Origin of the sequence: Duganella sp. Root1480D1, assembly GCF_001427305.1 — a bacterium.
Taxonomy (GTDB): domain Bacteria; phylum Pseudomonadota; class Gammaproteobacteria; order Burkholderiales; family Burkholderiaceae_D; genus Rugamonas.
In genome coordinates this window covers 279839-296666 of sequence record NZ_LMFZ01000012.1, presented here as the reverse complement: position 1 = coordinate 296666, position 16828 = coordinate 279839, and the positions used below count along the sequence as shown (strand labels likewise).

General features: G+C 62.9%; 12 protein-coding genes. All 12 read left to right on the top strand.

The window, feature by feature from the left end; translation table 11 throughout:
• Positions 1 to 4 precede the first annotated feature (4 nt).
• The 12 genes from ASD58_RS13785 (at position 5) to truB (ending at position 16826) form a co-directional block, all read left to right on the top strand.
• Positions 5 to 1036, top strand: a complete 1032-nt coding sequence (locus ASD58_RS13785; RefSeq protein WP_057261734.1) for an ABC transporter permease — start codon at positions 5 to 7, stop codon at positions 1034 to 1036.
• A 1-nt stretch (position 1037) separates the two neighbouring features.
• Positions 1038 to 2711, top strand: a complete 1674-nt coding sequence (locus ASD58_RS13780; protein WP_057261733.1) for an ABC transporter ATP-binding protein — start codon at positions 1038 to 1040, stop codon at positions 2709 to 2711.
• Positions 2712 to 2781: 70 nt separating this feature from the next.
• Positions 2782 to 5004 carry a response regulator gene (locus ASD58_RS13775; RefSeq protein ID WP_057261732.1) on the top strand — a complete coding sequence of 741 codons (2223 nt, stop codon included), beginning with the start codon at positions 2782 to 2784 and terminating at the stop codon, positions 5002 to 5004.
• Between the two features lie 29 nt (positions 5005 to 5033).
• Positions 5034 to 6023 carry a VTT domain-containing protein gene (locus tag ASD58_RS13770; RefSeq protein ID WP_057261731.1) on the top strand — a complete coding sequence of 330 codons (990 nt, stop codon included), beginning with the start codon at positions 5034 to 5036 and terminating at the stop codon, positions 6021 to 6023.
• A 211-nt stretch (positions 6024 to 6234) separates the two neighbouring features.
• Positions 6235 to 7245: a glucokinase gene (locus ASD58_RS13765; RefSeq protein WP_057261730.1), complete on the top strand. Its 1011-nt coding sequence runs from the start codon at positions 6235 to 6237 to the stop codon at positions 7243 to 7245.
• Positions 7246 to 7425: 180 nt separating this feature from the next.
• On the top strand, positions 7426 to 8160 hold the full coding sequence (gene scpB, locus ASD58_RS13760) for an SMC-Scp complex subunit ScpB (protein WP_057261729.1): 735 nt from the start codon (positions 7426 to 7428) through the stop codon (positions 8158 to 8160).
• Complete coding sequence (rluB, locus tag ASD58_RS13755; RefSeq protein ID WP_057261728.1) at positions 8147 to 10174, top strand: 23S rRNA pseudouridine(2605) synthase RluB; 2028 nt, start codon at positions 8147 to 8149, stop codon at positions 10172 to 10174. Before scpB ends, rluB begins: the two co-directional genes overlap by 14 nt.
• A gap of 229 nt (positions 10175 to 10403) precedes the next feature.
• Positions 10404 to 10892, top strand: a complete 489-nt coding sequence (gene rimP / locus ASD58_RS13750; RefSeq protein WP_057261727.1) for a ribosome maturation factor RimP — start codon at positions 10404 to 10406, stop codon at positions 10890 to 10892.
• On the top strand, positions 10889 to 12454 hold the full coding sequence (gene nusA / locus ASD58_RS13745) for a transcription termination factor NusA (protein ID WP_057261726.1): 1566 nt from the start codon (positions 10889 to 10891) through the stop codon (positions 12452 to 12454). Before rimP ends, nusA begins: the two co-directional genes overlap by 4 nt.
• A gap of 63 nt (positions 12455 to 12517) precedes the next feature.
• The gene (infB, locus tag ASD58_RS13740; protein ID WP_057261725.1) at positions 12518 to 15406 is read left to right on the top strand and encodes a translation initiation factor IF-2; all 2889 of its coding nucleotides are present in this window, start codon (positions 12518 to 12520) and stop codon (positions 15404 to 15406) included.
• 89 nt (positions 15407 to 15495) lie between these two features.
• Positions 15496 to 15897, top strand: coding sequence for a 30S ribosome-binding factor RbfA (gene rbfA, locus ASD58_RS13735; protein ID WP_057261724.1), 402 nt, complete (start codon positions 15496 to 15498; stop codon positions 15895 to 15897).
• Positions 15894 to 16826: a tRNA pseudouridine(55) synthase TruB gene (truB, locus tag ASD58_RS13730; RefSeq protein WP_082565407.1), complete on the top strand. Its 933-nt coding sequence runs from the start codon at positions 15894 to 15896 to the stop codon at positions 16824 to 16826. Before rbfA ends, truB begins: the two co-directional genes overlap by 4 nt.
• The last annotated feature ends 2 nt before the right edge of the window (positions 16827 to 16828 follow it).

The window sequence follows — 16828 nt, the reverse complement described above, 5'->3', positions numbered from 1 at the left end:
GCGCATGCATGCAATTCATGACTCGGCCGGCCTGTGGACCCTGGCCTGGCGCCGCCTGCGGGCGGACCGCTTGGCCATGGCGGCGCTGGCGGTGGTGGCGGCCTTCCTACTGCTGCTTGCGGCTTCGGCCAGCGGGATCGTGGCCGCCGACTGGGAAGAAGAAGTCGCGGCCAATTACGCACCGCCCACCTTTGCGGCGCCACCCGCTGCCCAGTTGACTGCTGGCGCGCCGGCTGTGCCGGGCGCCACCAGCACTGTCGCGCCGCCGGCCAACGAGTTCGATCCCCTGGCCGACGACTTGCGCGCGCTGCGCGCCACTCTTGGCAAGGCCGTCGCCGAGCCGGTTGCCGAGCGGGCGCCAAGCCTGCCGTTCGGCGCCGACAAATGGGGCCATGACATCATCAAGAAAACCATCAAGGGCGGCGAAACCTCGATCGTGGTCGGGCTGGCTGCGGCCACGCTGGCAGTGGGACTGGGCACGCTGTTCGGCGCCGTTTCCGGCTTCTACGGCGGGCCGGTCGACGATTTCTTCAACTGGTTCTACAACGTGTTCACTTCGATTCCGTCGATCCTGATGATCCTGACCGTGGCCGCGGTATTGCAGCAGAAAGGGGTGCTGACCATCGTCCTGATCCTCGGGCTGACCGGCTGGACCGGGCCTTACCGCCTGATCCGCGCCGAATACATCAAGCACAAGGCGCGCGAATACGTGATGGCAGCCGATGCCATCGGCGCCTCGGCCTGGCGCAAGATGTTCAGCCACATCTTCCCGAATGTCAGCCACGTGGCCCTGGTGCAGGTGTCGATCCTGGTGGTCGGCTTCATCAAGGCCGAGGTGATCCTGTCCTTCCTCGGTTTTGGCGTGCCGGTCGGCGTGGTGAGCTGGGGCTCGATGCTGAACGAGTCGCAGAATGAACTGATCCTCGGCAAATGGTGGCAATTGACTGCAGCTGCCAGTGCCATGGCCTTGCTGGTGACGGCCTTCTCCCTGTTTGCCGACGCACTGCGCGACGCGCTCGACCCCAAGGTGAAATGACATGCTGCTACAGGTCCGCAACTTGCGCATCCGCTTCCGCACCGACAAGAAAAACACTGTCGAAGCGGTGAAGGGCATTTCCTTCGACATCCCGCAGCACCGCACGGTCGCCCTGGTGGGCGAATCGGGCAGCGGCAAGTCGGTCAGCTCGCTGGCCGTCATGGGCTTGCTGCCGCCGCAGACGACCTTGATCGATGCGCAAAGCAGCGTGCTGTTCGAAGGCCGCGAAGTGCTGCATCAGTCGGCCGCCGCACGCCAGGCCATGTGCGGCAAGGACATCGCGATGATCTTCCAGGAGCCCATGTCTTCGCTGAATCCCGTATTTACGGTGGGCGCCCAGATCGGCGAGGTGCTGCGCCTGCACATGGGGATGGATCGGCGCAGCGCCCGCGCCCGCACGCTGGAACTGCTGGAGGAAGTCGGCATCCCCGATCCGTCCAGCAAGATCGACGCCTATCCGAGCCAGATGTCGGGTGGCCAGCAACAGCGCGTGATGATCGCCATGGCCATCGCCTGCAAGCCCAAGCTGCTGATCGCCGACGAGCCGACCACTGCCCTGGACGTCACGATCCAGAAGCAGATCATGGAGCTGATTGCCGGCCTGCAGAAGAAACACCGGATGTCGGTGCTGTTCATCACCCATGACCTGGGCCTGGTGGCGGAGATCGCAGACGAAGTGATCGTGATGCGGCACGGCGAAGTGCGCGAAAGCGGCGATGCACGCGCGGTGTTCGCCGAACCGAAAGACCTGTACACGCGCGCATTGCTGCATTGCCGACCCTCGCTCGATGCGCGCCCGGAGCGGCTGCCGGTGATCAACGACTATATGGAAGGGCGTTTCGGCGCCGCCGAGCAGCAGCCGCAGCGCGTGCGCGGCAGTGCGCCCGGGGATGAGATCGTGCTCGACGTGCAGGGGCTGAAAAAGAGCTTCTGGCTGCGCGAAGGCCTGTTCGGCAAGCGCGAGTTCCAGGCCGTCAAGGGCGTCTCGTTCAAGCTGGCGCGCGGCAAGACGCTGGGCGTGGTGGGCGAATCGGGCAGCGGCAAGTCGACCGTCGGCCTGACCTTGCTGCGCTTGCACCAGGCCAGCGCCGGCAGCGCCCTGTTCGAGGGGCGCGACCTGCTGGCCATGAGCGCCAGGGAATTCCAGCCCTACAAGCGCCGCATCCAGATCATTTTCCAGAATCCCTATGCTTCGCTGAATCCGCGCTTCACGGTGGGGCAGATCCTGCTGGAGCCCATGCGGCTGCATGCGATCGGCGCCAGCGACGCGGAACGCACGCAAATGGCGCTGGCGCTGCTGGAAAGGGTAGGGCTGCCGCAGCAGGCTTACCAGCGCTACCCGCACGAGTTTTCCGGCGGCCAGCGGCAGCGCATCGCCATCGCGCGCTGCCTGACGATGAAGCCGGAAATCCTGGTATGCGATGAATCGGTATCGGCGCTGGACGTTTCGGTGCAGGCGCAGGTGCTGAACCTGCTGCAGGACCTGCAGGATGAATTCGGCCTGTCCTATATCTTCATCTCGCACGACCTGTCGGTGGTGAAGTACATTTCCGACCAGGTGATGGTGATGCACAAGGGCGAGGTGGTGGAAATGGCCGATTCGGACGAACTGTATCGCAACCCGCGCCATCCCTACACGCGCTCGCTGCTGGCGGCCATCCCAAGGGCTGCTTGATCGCCACTTGTAAAGCTGGCAAACTGGCTATCTGCGCCGCATACCGCGGCGCCCCGGCCGGAGCAGGTCTTTGCGTTCGAACAAAGTTGCCTCCATCGCACTATTGGTCAGCGTGGCGTTGACGACCATCGTCAGCGCCGTGCTGCTGGTGTTCGCCGCTTATTCCTACTCCTCCGAAAGCAGCAAGCGCTGGCAGGAGCTGCAGCGCGTCCTGAATATCAGCGCCGACCAGCTTGCGCTGGGCGTAGCCATGCCAGCCTGGAATTTCGACGACAAGCAGGTGCTGTCCATCATGCGCGCCAGCATGAACCAGCGCGACCTGCACGCCATTGTGCTGTATGGTACCGGCAGCAAGCGTGAACAGGTCGTGCAGCGCGGTGCTGGCGACAAGCTGGAAACCGGCCTGCCGCTGGCAACGACGCCGGACATGCTGGTGGCGCAGCGCCCGATCATCGTCGACGGCGCCGCCATCGGTACCATCAAGGTCTTCGCAACGCCAGCCTACGTGCGGCAGGACCTGCAATACCAGCGCCGTGCCAACCTGGTGGCGATCCTGGTGCTGGCAGCGGTGCTGGTCACCAGCCTGTATGGCCTGCTATGGTTCATGATCCTGCGGCCGCTGAAGGCGGTCGGCCAGTACGTGATGGGCGATACGCCGCAGAAGGCCTGGTTCTACGGCGAGTTGCGCACCTTGAAGGAGTCCATCCACAAGATGTGGGAGCTGCTCGATAGCCGCTACCGTTCCATGCGCGAAAGCGAGGAGCGCCTGAGCGTGGCCACTCGCGCCGCGGCGATTGGCATCTGGGATTGGGATGTCGTCTACGATGAATTGATGCAGGACGACGAGATCATGCGCCAGTATGGGCTGAGCTCCCGGCTGGGCGGCGGCAATTACAAGGCCTGGCTGGAGTGCGTGATACCGGAGGATCGCGAGCGCGCACGCGCCGAGGTGGCGGCGGCGCTGAACGGCGAACATGATTTTTCCCTGCAGTTCCGCATTCGCCGGCCAGACGGCAGCTTGCGCCACCTGCGGTCGATGGCGCGTTCCTTCCGCGATGCGCAAGGCAGGGTGATACGCATGGTCGGCGTCAGCCTCGATGTGACCGAGGCTACCGAAAGCGAGCAGGAATTGCGGCGCCACCGCAGCCACCTGGAAGAGCTGGTCAGCGAGCGCACGGCGGCCCTGTCGGTTGCCGTCGCCGAAGCGCAGGCAGCCAACCGCGCCAAGAGCGTGTTCCTGTCCACCATGAGCCACGAATTGCGCACGCCCCTGAATTCCGTGATCGGCTTTTCGCGCCTGATGGCGCATTCGACCACCATGTCGGCCGATGAAAAGCGCAATATGGCGATCATCCATCGCTCCGGCCAGCATTTGCTGGCCTTGATCAACGACATCCTCGAGCTGACCCGCATCGAAGCCGGCGGCGTCGGCCTGCATCGGGAGGCGGTCGACGTGGCGCAATTGCTGCGCGATGTGTGCGATATGGTGGGGGAACGCGCCGCGCAGGCCGGGGTGACGCTGAAGCTCGAATGCGGCGCCTTGCCGCGTGCCTTGCTGATGGATGGCGCCAAAGTGCGCCATGTGCTGCTCAACCTGGTGACCAATGCGCTCAAGTTCGCGCGCGACAGCACGATCACGCTTTCTTTGCGCCCAACCTTGTTGCCGGGTGGACGGCATGGACTGGCCTTTGCAGTGCGCGCCGAGGGCGTGGGCATTCCCGGAGAGTCCGGCCTTGGCCTGGCGATTTCGCGCCAGTACGTGCGCATCATGGGCGGCGAGCTGGAAATCGACGCGGCGCCGCAGCCGGGTGAGGGCTCGGTAACCCGCTTCACCATCGAGGCGGAAGAAGCCGATGCCGGGGAGCCCCTGGCGCGCCTGCCGCAGCTGGCGCCGATGCACCAGGGCCGGCGTATCCTGGTGGTGGATGACGGCGTCGATGGCCGCCACCTGTTGCGCAGCATGCTGGTTCCCGCCGGCTTCGAAGTGTATGAAGCGTCGGGCGGCGTGGAGGCGCTGGACGCGATCGCCAAGTCGCAGCCGGAACTGGTCCTGATGGACTGGCGCATGCCGGTGATGGACGGGCTGGAAGCGACGCGCCGCCTGCGTGCCGACCACAGCCTGCCGCAACCGCGCGTGGTGCTGCTGACGGCATCGGCCTTCGGCGGCGAGCGGCAGCAGGCGCAGGCCGCCGGCGCCGACGACTTCCTGCACAAGCCGGTGGAGCAGGACAAGCTGTTCCGGATGCTGCAGCAACAGCTGCTGGTGCAGTATGTGGAAGGGGCCCTGCCTTAGGCCTCGTTTTGCGCTACCATAGGCGAACTATGGCTAACCTAATTACCTTGTTGCAGCAGTATGGTGTCCTGATCGTCTTTGCCGTGGTGCTGGTCGAACAGATGGGGTTGCCAATTCCTGCCTATCCAGTGCTGATTGTGGCCGGAGCGCTGGCCATCGATAACAGCAATAGCGCCCCGTTCCCGGTGGTGCTGGCGGTTGCCATGCTGGCATGCCTGCTCAGTGATTTCTTCTGGTTCCGCGCCGGCCGCCGCTTCGGCAAGCGCATTCTCAAGCTGCTCTGCAAGATTTCGCTGTCGCCCGATTATTGCGTCAGCCAGACGGAGGATAATTTCCGCAAATGGGGGCCGAAGTCGATGGTGGTGGCCAAGTTCATCCCGGGCTTTAACACCATTGCGCCGCCGATGGCCGGGGCACTGGGGACGGGTGTGCCGACTTTCCTCGGTTTCAGCCTGCTGGGCGGCTTGCTGTGGAGCGCCACCGGCCTGTTGATCGGCGCCTACTTCCATGCCGATGTCGATAAGGTACTTGATGTGCTGTCGACCATGGGGTCGACTGCACTGACCGTGCTGGCCATCCTGCTTGGCTTGTTCGTGCTGGCCAAGTTCATTGAGCGCCGCCGCTTCCAGAAAGCGATGCAGACCGAGCGCATCAGTATCGACGAACTGAAAGAGCTGCTGGATTCCGGTCACGATCCAGTGATGGTGGACGCCCGCAGCGCCACCGCGCAGTTGCTCGATCCGCCAGTGCCGGGCGCTTTGCTGGTGGGGGCGAGCGACCCGCTGGCCATCATCAAATCCTTGCCCAAGGATCGCCACATCATCGTTTATTGCAGTTGCCCGAACGATGTTACCGCCGCCAAGGTGGCCAAACAGCTTCATTCCCACGGCTATAAGCGCGCCAAGCCATTGCACGGCGGGCTGGATGCCTGGAATACCGCTTTCCGCAGCGAGAGCGAGTCTGCCGTGATCGCCGAACAGGCGCCGGACGGCTTTACCCCCGCAGATTCCCGCCATTAATCATGGATGCCGACGTGCCGCGCGCCCTTTCGGGCGGGGTGGCGCACACCCGTTTTTTGGCTAATTGAGTAGTCATACTACCGGCGATATATCCCGCAATGTAGCATCCGAACCTAATTTTACCGGTTCTTGTACTCAAACTACAAAGAAGTCCTTGCGTCTTGGCTAACATATCCCTTAGCATTAAGGCTCAACTTAACTGCTTGCGCCCATGACTGTTCAGACCAACTTCGCAACGCCTGCCACCTTCCCAAGCCCGCGCCTGCTGGCCGATGTCGGCGGTACCAATGCCCGGTTTGCTCTGGAACTGGCGCCTGGCAGGATCGAGAACATTCATGTGCTGTCCGGGGGAGCCTATGCAACGCTGGGCGACGCGCTGAAAGCCTACCTGGCCTTGCCGGACGTGGTGGCTGCTGCCGGCCTGGGCGTGCGCCATGGTGCGATTGCCATCGCCAATCCGGTCAATGGCGATTACGTCAAGATGACCAACCACCATTGGGAATTTTCGATCGAGGCGCTGCGCCTGGAGGCTGGTTTCGAGGTGCTGGTGGTGGCCAATGATTTCACTGCGCTGGCGCGTTCGCTGCCTTTGCTGGCCGACAGCCAGAAGCGCCAGGTCGGTGGCGGCACGCCGCAAGCGGGGGCGCCGCTGGGCCTGATCGGCGCCGGTACCGGGTTGGGCGTGTCGGGCCTGATCCCGTCCGCATCGGGCTGGACTGCGTTGCTGAGCGAGGGGGGGCATGTCAGCTTCCCTCCCATGAATCCGCAAGAAGTCGCGATCCTGCAATACGCATGGACTGAATTCCCGCATGTTTCGGCCGAACGTTTGCTGTCCGGTGTCGGGATTGAGCTGATTTACCGTGCGCTGGCAGCCCAGCGCGGCCATGAGGAGCCGGAGCTGGCCGCGCCGGAGATTGCGCGCCGGGCGCTGTCGGGCGAATGCCCGCTGTGCGACGAGGTCATCGAACACTTCTGCACCATGCTTGGCACCATCGCCGGCAACCTGGGCGTGACGCTGGGCGCCACCGGCGGTATTTATATTGGCGGCGGCATCGTGCCGCGCCTGGGCGAACGCTTCGACCGTTCCGGCTTCCGCGCTCGTTTCGAGGAAAAAGGGCGCTTCAATAAATACCTGGCCGCCATTCCCACCTATGTGATTACTGCCGAGTATCCAGCGTTTGTTGGCGTTTCGGCAATCCTGTCCGAGCGGCTCGCTGGTTAAGCGAAATCAGGCTTTTACACTTCTTCCCGGTTTTATCAGGTACAATTGGCCCAGTTGGATGAAGCGGCGCCCGTCGCCTGCCTTGTTTTCGCCCTGAAAACGCTCTCCACCTGAGACTCTCGCCCCGGCGCGCAGCGGTCCGGCGCCTTCTTACTGAGTTACACAACCAACTTGTAGTGTATGGATAATGCAGAGGCTAAGAAAGTCCTCGAAGCTGCGCTGCTATGCGCCCGTGAACCCTTATCGATCCACAGCCTGAAAAAGCTGTACGTCGAAACCGACGACCAGGGCAATCCGCTCGGCGCCGGCGTTGGCGCCGATACGATCAAGGAATTGTTGGAAGAGTTGCGCCTGGATTGGCAGGGGCGCGGCATCGAGGTGGTCAGCCTGTCGAGCGGCTGGCGCTTCCAGAGCCGGCCTGAAATGAAGATGTACCTGGATCGCCTGAATCCGGAAAAACCGCAGAAGTATTCGCGTGCCACGCTGGAAACGCTGGCCATCATCGCTTACCGCCAGCCGGTCACCCGTGGCGATATCGAGGAAATCCGCGGCGTCGCGGTGAATTCGCAGACGATCAAGATGCTGGAAGACCGCGGCTGGGTCGACACTGTCGGCTACCGCGATGTACTGGGCCGCCCGGCTTTGCTGGGCACCACCAAGCAGTTCCTGGACGACCTGGGGCTGGAATCGCTGTCGCAACTGCCGCCGTTGCAGCAGATCAGCGATACGCAGAATGAAAATCCGCTGGAAGTGCTGGAGGCTCGCCTGACAGAAAACTTCGAGAAGGCGGCACACGAAGCGCAAGCAGCAGAAGAAGAGAAAGAGGCGACGCCGGACGAGGCGCCGTCGGTAATAGACGACCCGGCGCCCGATAACGTCGAGCCCTTAGCAGAAACGAATAATGAACAAGCCTGATAACACCCCAGAGACCGGCACTCCGGTCGCCGCCGACTCGGCACCCGCCAAGCCGAAACGCCGCACCAAGGCGCAGATTGAGGCTGATAACGCTGCCGCGCTGGCGGCCGGCGAAACGCCGAAGCCCAAGCGCCGTACCAAAGCTGCTGCCGTAGCTGAAGTTTTGGCTGGCGAACAGCCTGCTGCGGGCGCCGAAGTTGCTCCGGCGAAGAAGCCGCGTGCCAGGAAGGCCGTGCTTGCGGAAGCTGCGCCGGTTGCGGAGAGCGCTCCTGCGCCGGCCGCATCGGCGCCGGTAGAGGCGGCGCCAGTTGGCGAAGGTGAGGGCAAGGATCGCGGCCGCGCGCCGCGCGGCCCGCGCCAGATGCGCGAGCAGCGTGCACTGCGTCAGGCTGAGAAGGTCGCGGTTGCATCGGCTGTTGCCTCCGATACGGCTGGTGAACCTGCTGCGGGCGTAGCTGCTGGTGCCGAGGGCGCTGAAGGTGGCAGCCCATGGCCAGCAGCTGTTCCTGCGGAAAGGCGTCATGACAAGCAGGGCAAGCATAAAGGCAAAAAGGGCAAGCACGGCAAGCAAGCGCATGGCGAAGGCCAGGGCGCGCAGGCCGGCGAAGGCGGCCAGGGTCAAGGCGGCCAGGGCAAGCAACGTGTTCATGGCGCTTTCGGCAACAAGATGAAGGCCAAGGACAAGTCGTCCGAAGCCGATGCAGTGTTCTCCTTCGTGACCTCCGACGCGTTCGACCGCGACGAGGGCGGTTCCGGCAAGCCGGTCAAGGCCCGCCGCGACCTGACGGCGGAAGACGATGCACCAAAGCTGCACAAGGTGCTGGCGGAGGCGGGCATGGGTTCGCGCCGCGACATGGAAGAACTGATCATCGCCGGCCGCGTGTCGGTGAACGGCGAGCCGGCCCACATCGGTCAGCGCATCCTGCCGACCGATGCGGTGCGCATCAACGGCAAGCTGGTGCAGCGCAAGGTTTCCAAGAAGCCGCCGCGCGTGCTGGTCTACCACAAGCCGGCTGGTGAAATCGTGTCGCACGACGACCCGGATGGCCGTCCATCGGTATTTGACCGCCTGCCGACCATGAAAACCGGCAAATGGCTGGCCGTCGGCCGCCTGGATTTCAACACCGAAGGCCTGCTGCTGTTCACCACCTCCGGTGACCTGGCCAACCGCCTGATGCACCCGCGCTACAACATCGACCGCGAATACGCTGTGCGTACCCTGGGTGAGCTGGAGGAGGGCATGCGCCAGAAGCTGCTGGCCGGTGTCGAGCTGGAAGATGGCATGGCGCAGTTCACCAAGATCGCCGATGGCGGCGGTGAAGGCGTCAACAAGTGGTACCGCGTGGTGATCGGCGAGGGCCGAAACCGTGAGGTGCGCCGCATGTTCGAGGCGATCGGCCTGACCGTGTCGCGCCTGATCCGTACCCGTTACGGCGCGCTGACCCTGCCGAGCAACCTGAAGCGCGGCCGTTGGGAAGAGATGGAAGAGAACACCGTGCGCGACCTGCTGTCGGCTGTCGGCTTCAAGAAAGAAGGCGGCGCTGGTGCCGGCGACGGTGCCAAGGCGCAGGGTGGCCAAGGCCAGGGCCAGGGTAAGCGCGAGCGTGATCGTGAGCCGAACGGCAACCGCATGGATGTGAGCAATAAGAATGCAGATCCATTCCCGCAGGCGCCTCGTGGCGGCCGTGGCCAGGGCCAGGGCGGCTTCTTTGGTGCTCCGCGTCATGGTGGTGCCGGCTTTGGCGACCAGCAGCCGGGCGGTTACGGCCGTGGTGCCGGTGGCGGTGCCGGCGGCAAGGGCAAGGGCAAAGGCGCCGGCCAGGGTAAAGGACAAGGGCAGGGTCAGGGCCAGGGCCAGGGTAAGGGCGGTCCACGCCAGCCTGATCCGCTGATGACTACTTTTGGTTTTGCCGGCCAGGGCCATGGCCACGGCCAGGGACAGCAGCGCCGCGGCGGCCACCAGCCGCGCGGCGGGGCGTCCGATCACGGCATGCCGCGCCGCCGCAAAGGCTAAAGCGCCAGCGCAAGGTGTTGGATTTAAGGCACCTTCCTATTGTTACACCCGCTCCCGATGTGGTATGCGGCATTGCAGCGAAATCAATATCACGCTATAATGAGCAGCCTAGTTAAAGTTCTTCGCAGTTTATTTTGCTGAGAGTGCTTTCATCTGGCTGCAGTAACGAAAGATGGGCAGTTGCCCATTTTTTTTTGGTTGAATCGTTTTAAGTATCTGGAGATTTTCTTTGCAACTGCCTGAATTGATTGAAAAAACCGTCGCTGGCCTCGGCTACGACCTGGTCGATTTCGAACGGGCCGAACGCGGACTGCTGCGTGTTTATATCGACTTCACGGCGGAAGATGCAGAAGAGAAGGGCCCGATCACGGTTGAAGACTGCGCCACGGTGAGCCACCAATTGTCGCACGTGCTGACGGTCGAGAACGTTCCTTACGAACGCCTCGAGATTTCCTCGCCTGGCCTGGACCGTCCGCTGCGCAAGTTCAGCGACTTCGTCCGTTTTGCCGGCTGCGAAGTGATCATCAAGCTGCGCATGGCCATTCCAGGAACTGCGAACCGCAAGTCCTACCAGGGCATCCTGACGGAGCCTGAAGGCGATCAACTGGGTATTGAATTTGAAGGTAAAGAAGGTCCGGCGGTGCTGAATTTCACGCTCGCGGACATTGATAAGGCACGCTTGGTGCCGCAGGTGAATTTTGGGAGCCGCAAAGCATGAGTCGCGAAGTATTGTTATTGGTTGATGCGCTGGCGCGCGAAAAGAACGTCGACAAGGAAGTCGTGTTCGGCGCGCTTGAATTCGCACTGGCGCAAGCCACGAAGAAGCGCTATGAAGGCGAAGTGGATATTCGCGTTTCGATCGACCGTGAAAGCGGCGAGTTCGAGTCCTTCCGCCGCTGGCACGTAGTGCCGGACGAAGCCGGCCTGCAACTGCCCGACCAGGAAGTGCTGCTGTTCGAAGCGAAAGAACAGATCCCTGACATCGAAGTCGATGAATACATCGAAGAGCCGATCGAATCCGTGGAATTCGGCCGCCGCTTCGCCCAGGACACCAAGCAAGTGGTCCTGCAGCGCGTGCGCGATGCTGAACGCGAGCAGATCCTGCAAGACTTCCTGGAGCGCGGCGACGCGCTGGTCACCGGCACCATCAAGCGTATGGAGCGCGGCGATGCGATCGTCGAATCCGGCAAGATCGAAGCCCGCCTGCCGCGCGACCAGATGATCCCGAAAGAGAATCTGCGTATCGGCGACCGTGTACGTGCCTACATCCTGCGCGTTGACCGCAATATGCGCGGCCCGCAAGTGATCCTGTCGCGCACCGCGCCGGAATTCATCATGAAGCTGTTCGAGCTGGAAGTGCCGGAGATCGAACAAGGCATGCTGGAGATCAAATCCGCTGCACGCGACGCCGGCGTGCGCGCCAAGATTGCTGTGCACACCAACGACAAGCGCATCGACCCGATCGGTACCTGCGTCGGCATGCGCGGCTCGCGCGTGCAGGCCGTGACCGGGGAGCTGGGCGGCGAGCGCGTGGACATCGTGCTGTGGTCGGAAGATCCAGCGCAATTCGTGATCGGCGCGCTGGCTCCTGCCAACGTGTCCTCGATCATGGTTGACGAAGACAAGCACGCGATGGACGTGGTGGTCGACGAAGAAAACCTGGCAATCGCCATTGGCCGCTCCGGCCAGAACGTGCGCCTGGCTTCCGAGCTGACCGGCTGGAAGATCAACATCATGACCGCGGAAGAATCGGCCGACAAGCTGGCTACCGAAACCGCTGTAGTGCGCGCACTGTTCATGGAAAAACTGGATGTGGACCAGGAAGTGGCCGACATCCTCGTGGAAGAAGGCTTCAGCAGCCTGGAAGAAATCGCTTACGTGCCGATCTCCGAGATGCTGGACATCGAAGCGTTCGACGAAGATACCGTCAACGAGCTGCGCACCCGTGCCCGCGACGCCCTGGTGACCGAAGCCATCGCTTCGGAAGAGGGCCTGGAAGGCATGGAAGAGCAACTGGTTGGCCTGGAAGGCATGGACCGCGTTACCGCGGGCAAGCTGGGCCTCGCAGGCATCAAGACCCTGGCAGCATTTGCCGGTCTGGCCTACGACGAGTTCGGCGCCATCCTGGCATTGTCGAGCGACCGCGCACGTGAACTGATTTCGAATGAGTTTGAGAATGTGACCGACGATGAAATGAAGCTGGTCGACGGTAAGTACGATGATCGCGCCAAGGCCCTGCAAGCCAAGGCATGGGCATCATCCGAAGCGGCCAAGGCCTAAATCATGGCCTGAACAGCAGAAGCAGCTTTAATTATCATCGAGACACATAGAAAAGAGGACTGAATGGCGAGTAACAACGTAGCCCAATTTGCCACCGAACTGAAGATGCCTGCAGATTTGCTGCTGTCGCAGCTGCGTTCTGCTGGCGTCGACAAGAGTTCGGCGTCAGATCCATTGTCAAAAGATGATAAGGACAAGCTGCTGGAACACCTGCGCCGTACCCACGGCGCAGGCGCAGAGCCGGGCGAAAAGAAAAAGATCACCCTGACTCGTAAAGAGACCACGGAGATCAAGCAGGCCGATGCCTCCGGCAAGGCCCGCACCATCCAGGTCGAAGTGCGCAAGAAGCGCACCTTCGTGCAGCGCGACGACCTGACCACCGCGGCAGCCGCCAAGCCGGCCGCACCGGTAATCGACGCCGCCGAACAGGCGCGCCGTGAAGAAGAGGCACGCCGTCAGGCCGAGCTGATTGCTCGCCAGGAAGCGGAACTGAAAGAAAAGCAGGAACGCCTGGCCAAGCTCGACGAGGAAAAGGCTGCACAAGCCAAAGCCGCCGAAGAGGAAGCCAAGCGCGTAGCGGAAGAGCAAGCCAAGAAGGCCGCCGCCGACAAGGCCGCCGCCGAGAAGGCTTCTGCTGCCGCTGCTGCCGGCGCTGCGCAGAAAGCCGCCGCCGACGAAGAAGAGAAGAAACGCCTGGCTGACGCCGAAGAATCCAAGCGCAAGCACGAAGTCGCCGCCAAGGAAGCCGCTGAGCGCGCCGAAGCGACCGAACGTGCCCGTAAAGCTGTTGCAGATGAAGTGGCCCAGATCAAACTGATGATGAGCCAGCCGCGCCGCGTGATGAAGGCTCCTGAGCCGGCACCTGCTGCGGCCGCCGCCAAGCCGAAGGTCGCTGAAGGCACGCTGCACAAGCCAGCCGACAAGAAGCCTGCGACGACCGCAGCTGCGCCTGCCGGTGACAAGAAGGATGCCAAGCCAGGCGACAAGAAATCCATCAAGTCGGCCAACGTGGCTTCGACCTGGCAGGATGAGAAGCGCCGTGGCGCCCCAGGCGGCGGTGCCGGCAAAGGCCGCGGTGGCAACACCGGCGGCAATGCAGGTGGCCGTGACGGCTGGCGCGCGGGCGGCAAGGGCGGTCGCCGCGGCGGCCACCATGACGACCGTGAAACCAACTTCCAGCAGCCGACCGAAGCGATCGTGCATGAAGTGCACGTGCCGGAAACCATCACCGTGGCCGAACTGGCGCACAAGATGGCGGTCAAGGCATCTGAGGTCATTAAACAGCTGATGAAGCTGGGCCAGATGTGCACCATCAACCAGGTGCTGGACCAGGAAACCGCGATGATCGTGGTGGAAGAGATGGGCCACAAAGCCTTCGCTGCCGCTGTCGACGATCCGGAAGCGCTGTTGGCCGACCAGGGCGAACACGCCGAGTACGAAGCAACCCCGCGCGCACCAGTGGTGACTGTGATGGGTCACGTCGACCACGGCAAAACCTCCCTGCTGGACTACATCCGTCGCGCGAAAGTGGCGTCGGGCGAGGCCGGCGGCATTACCCAGCACATTGGTGCGTACCACGTGGACACCCCGCGCGGCACCATCACCTTCCTGGATACCCCAGGTCACGAGGCCTTCACGGCAATGCGTGCCCGCGGTGCGAAAGCAACCGACATCGTCATCCTGGTGGTGGCGGCCGACGACGGCGTGATGCCGCAAACGAAGGAAGCGATCGCCCACGCGAAAGCCGCAGGCGTGCCGCTGGTTGTAGCGATCAACAAGATCGACAAACCAGGTGGCAACGTTGACCGCGTGACGCAGGAGCTGGTGGCAGAACAAGTGGTGCCGGAAGAATACGGTGGCGATTCGCCATTCGTGCCGGTGTCGGCGAAAACCGGCCAGGGCATCGACGACCTGCTGGAGCAAGTGCTGCTGCAAGCCGAAGTGCTGGAACTGAAAGCACCGGTCGAAGCGCCTGCGCGCGGCCTGGTGGTGGAAGCCCGCCTGGACAAGGGCCGCGGTCCTGTGGCCACCATCCTGGTGCAATCGGGTACCCTGCGCCGCGGCGACGTGGTGCTGGCAGGTTCGTCCTTCGGCCGCGTTCGTGCAATGCTGGACGAAAACGGCAAGTCGATTTCCGAAGCGGGTCCTTCGATCCCAGTGGAGATCCAGGGCCTGACCGAAGTGCCGGCCGCTGGCGAAGAAGCCATGGTCATGGCTGACGAGCGTAAAGCCCGTGAGATCGGCCTGTTCCGCCAAGGTAAGTTCCGCGACGTGAAGCTGGCAAAGCAGCAAGCCGCGAAGCTGGAAAACATGTTCGACCAGATGGCCGAAGGCGAAGTGAAGAACCTGCCGCTGATCGTCAAGACCGATGTGCAAGGCTCGCAGGAAGCGCTGGTTGGCTCGCTGCAGAAGCTGTCGACCTCCGAAGTGCGGGTACAGATCGTCCACGCAGCGGTGGGTGGCATCACGGAATCGGACGTCAACCTGGCGACCGCTTCCAAGGCGGTCATCATCGGCTTCAACGCCCGTGCCGATGCACAGGCGCGCAAGCTGGCCGAGACCAACGGCGTCGACATCCGCTACTACAACATCATTTACGATGCGATCGAAGAGGTCAAAGCGGCGCTGTCGGGCATGCTGGCGCCGGAGAAGCGCGAGCACGTTACCGGCCAGGTCGAGATTCGCCAGGTTATCCTGGTCTCGAAAGTCGGCGCGATTGCAGGCTGTCTGGTTACCGACGGCGTGGTCAAGCGTTCGTCTTCCGTCCGCCTGCTGCGCAACAACATCGTGGTGTGGACCGGCGAGATCGACTCGCTCAAGCGCTTCAAGGACGATGCGAAGGAAGTTCGCGCCGGTCTGGAGTGCGGTCTGAACCTGAAGGGCTACAACGACATCGTCGTGGGCGACGTCCTCGAAGTGTTCGAAGTGCAGGAGATCGCCCGTACCCTGTAATAGCAGGACGGCGCGATACACGGCGGGTGCTTCCCGCCTCGCGAGAGCGGGGCAGGGCACCCGCCTTTTAGTTTTATCGAAAGCAAATCATGGCAAAACATAGCAAATCGATCCCCCAGCGCGGCCTGCGCGTGGCGGATCAAATCCAGAAAGACCTGTCCGAGCTGATCGCCTTCGAAGTGAAGGATCCGCGCGTCGGCATGATTACCTTGTCCGAAGTGCAGCTGACCCCAGACTACGCGCACGCCAAGGTCTTCTTCACCACCCTGAAGGACGACCCGGAGTCGATCAAGAACACCCTGGCCGGCCTTGCCGCCGCCGCCGGCTACCTGCGCAACCAGCTGGGCAAGCGCCTGCACATCCACACGCTGCCGCAGCTGCACTTCCTGCACGACATGTCGGCATCGCGCGGCATGGCAATGTCCGCCCTGATCGACAAGGCCAACGCCACACGCGCCGCCGATTACGACGAGAACGCAGACGAAGAATGACCGAAGCACGTGTAAAGCGCGTGCGCGATGCCGTTGACGGCGTGCTGCTGCTCGACAAGCCGGTAGGCCTGTCCAGCAACGACGCCCTGATCAAGGCCAAGCGCTTCATGAACGCGAAAAAAGCCGGCCACACCGGCACGCTCGACCCCTTCGCCACCGGCCTGCTGCCGCTGTGCTTCGGCGAAGCGACCAAGTTCTCGCAAGACTTGCTGGAAGCCGACAAGACCTACCTGGCCACCGTGCACCTTGGCGTGCGCACCGACACCGGCGACACCGAAGGCCAGGTGCTGGAAACGCGCGAGGTAACAAGCACGCAAGTGGAGATCGAGGCCGTGATGGCCCGCTTCCGCGGCCCGATCAAGCAAGTGCCACCGATGTACTCCGCGCTGAAGCGCGACGGCAAGCCGCTGTACGAATACGCCCGCGAAGGCATCACGCTGGAACGCGAAGCGCGCGACGTGGTGATCCACAAGCTGGAACTGGTTTCCTGGGAAGCGCCATTCCTGAAGATCGAAGTCACCTGCAGCAAAGGCACCTATATCCGCGTGCTGGGTGAAGACATCGGTGCAGCCCTGGGTTGCGGCGCTCACCTGAACGCCCTGCGCCGCATTCAGGTCGGCGCGCTGACCACCTACAAGATGGTCACGCTGGAAGACCTGGCTGCGCATGCTGCCCCACGCGAACTGCTGGCGCCAGTGGACGCGCTGCTGTCGTCCTTCCCGCGCATCGTGCTGAACGCCGAGCTCGCGAAACGCTTCCTGCACGGCCAGCGCCTACCGCTCGGCAAGGAACCAGGCATTACTGTCCCAACGCCATATGAAGGCCGCGTGCGCATCTACGCCGAAGACGGACGCCTGCTCGGCACTGGCATCTTTGGCGAATACGCCATCCTGGCACCTGAAAGACTGATCGCTGCGCCCCAAAATTAAAT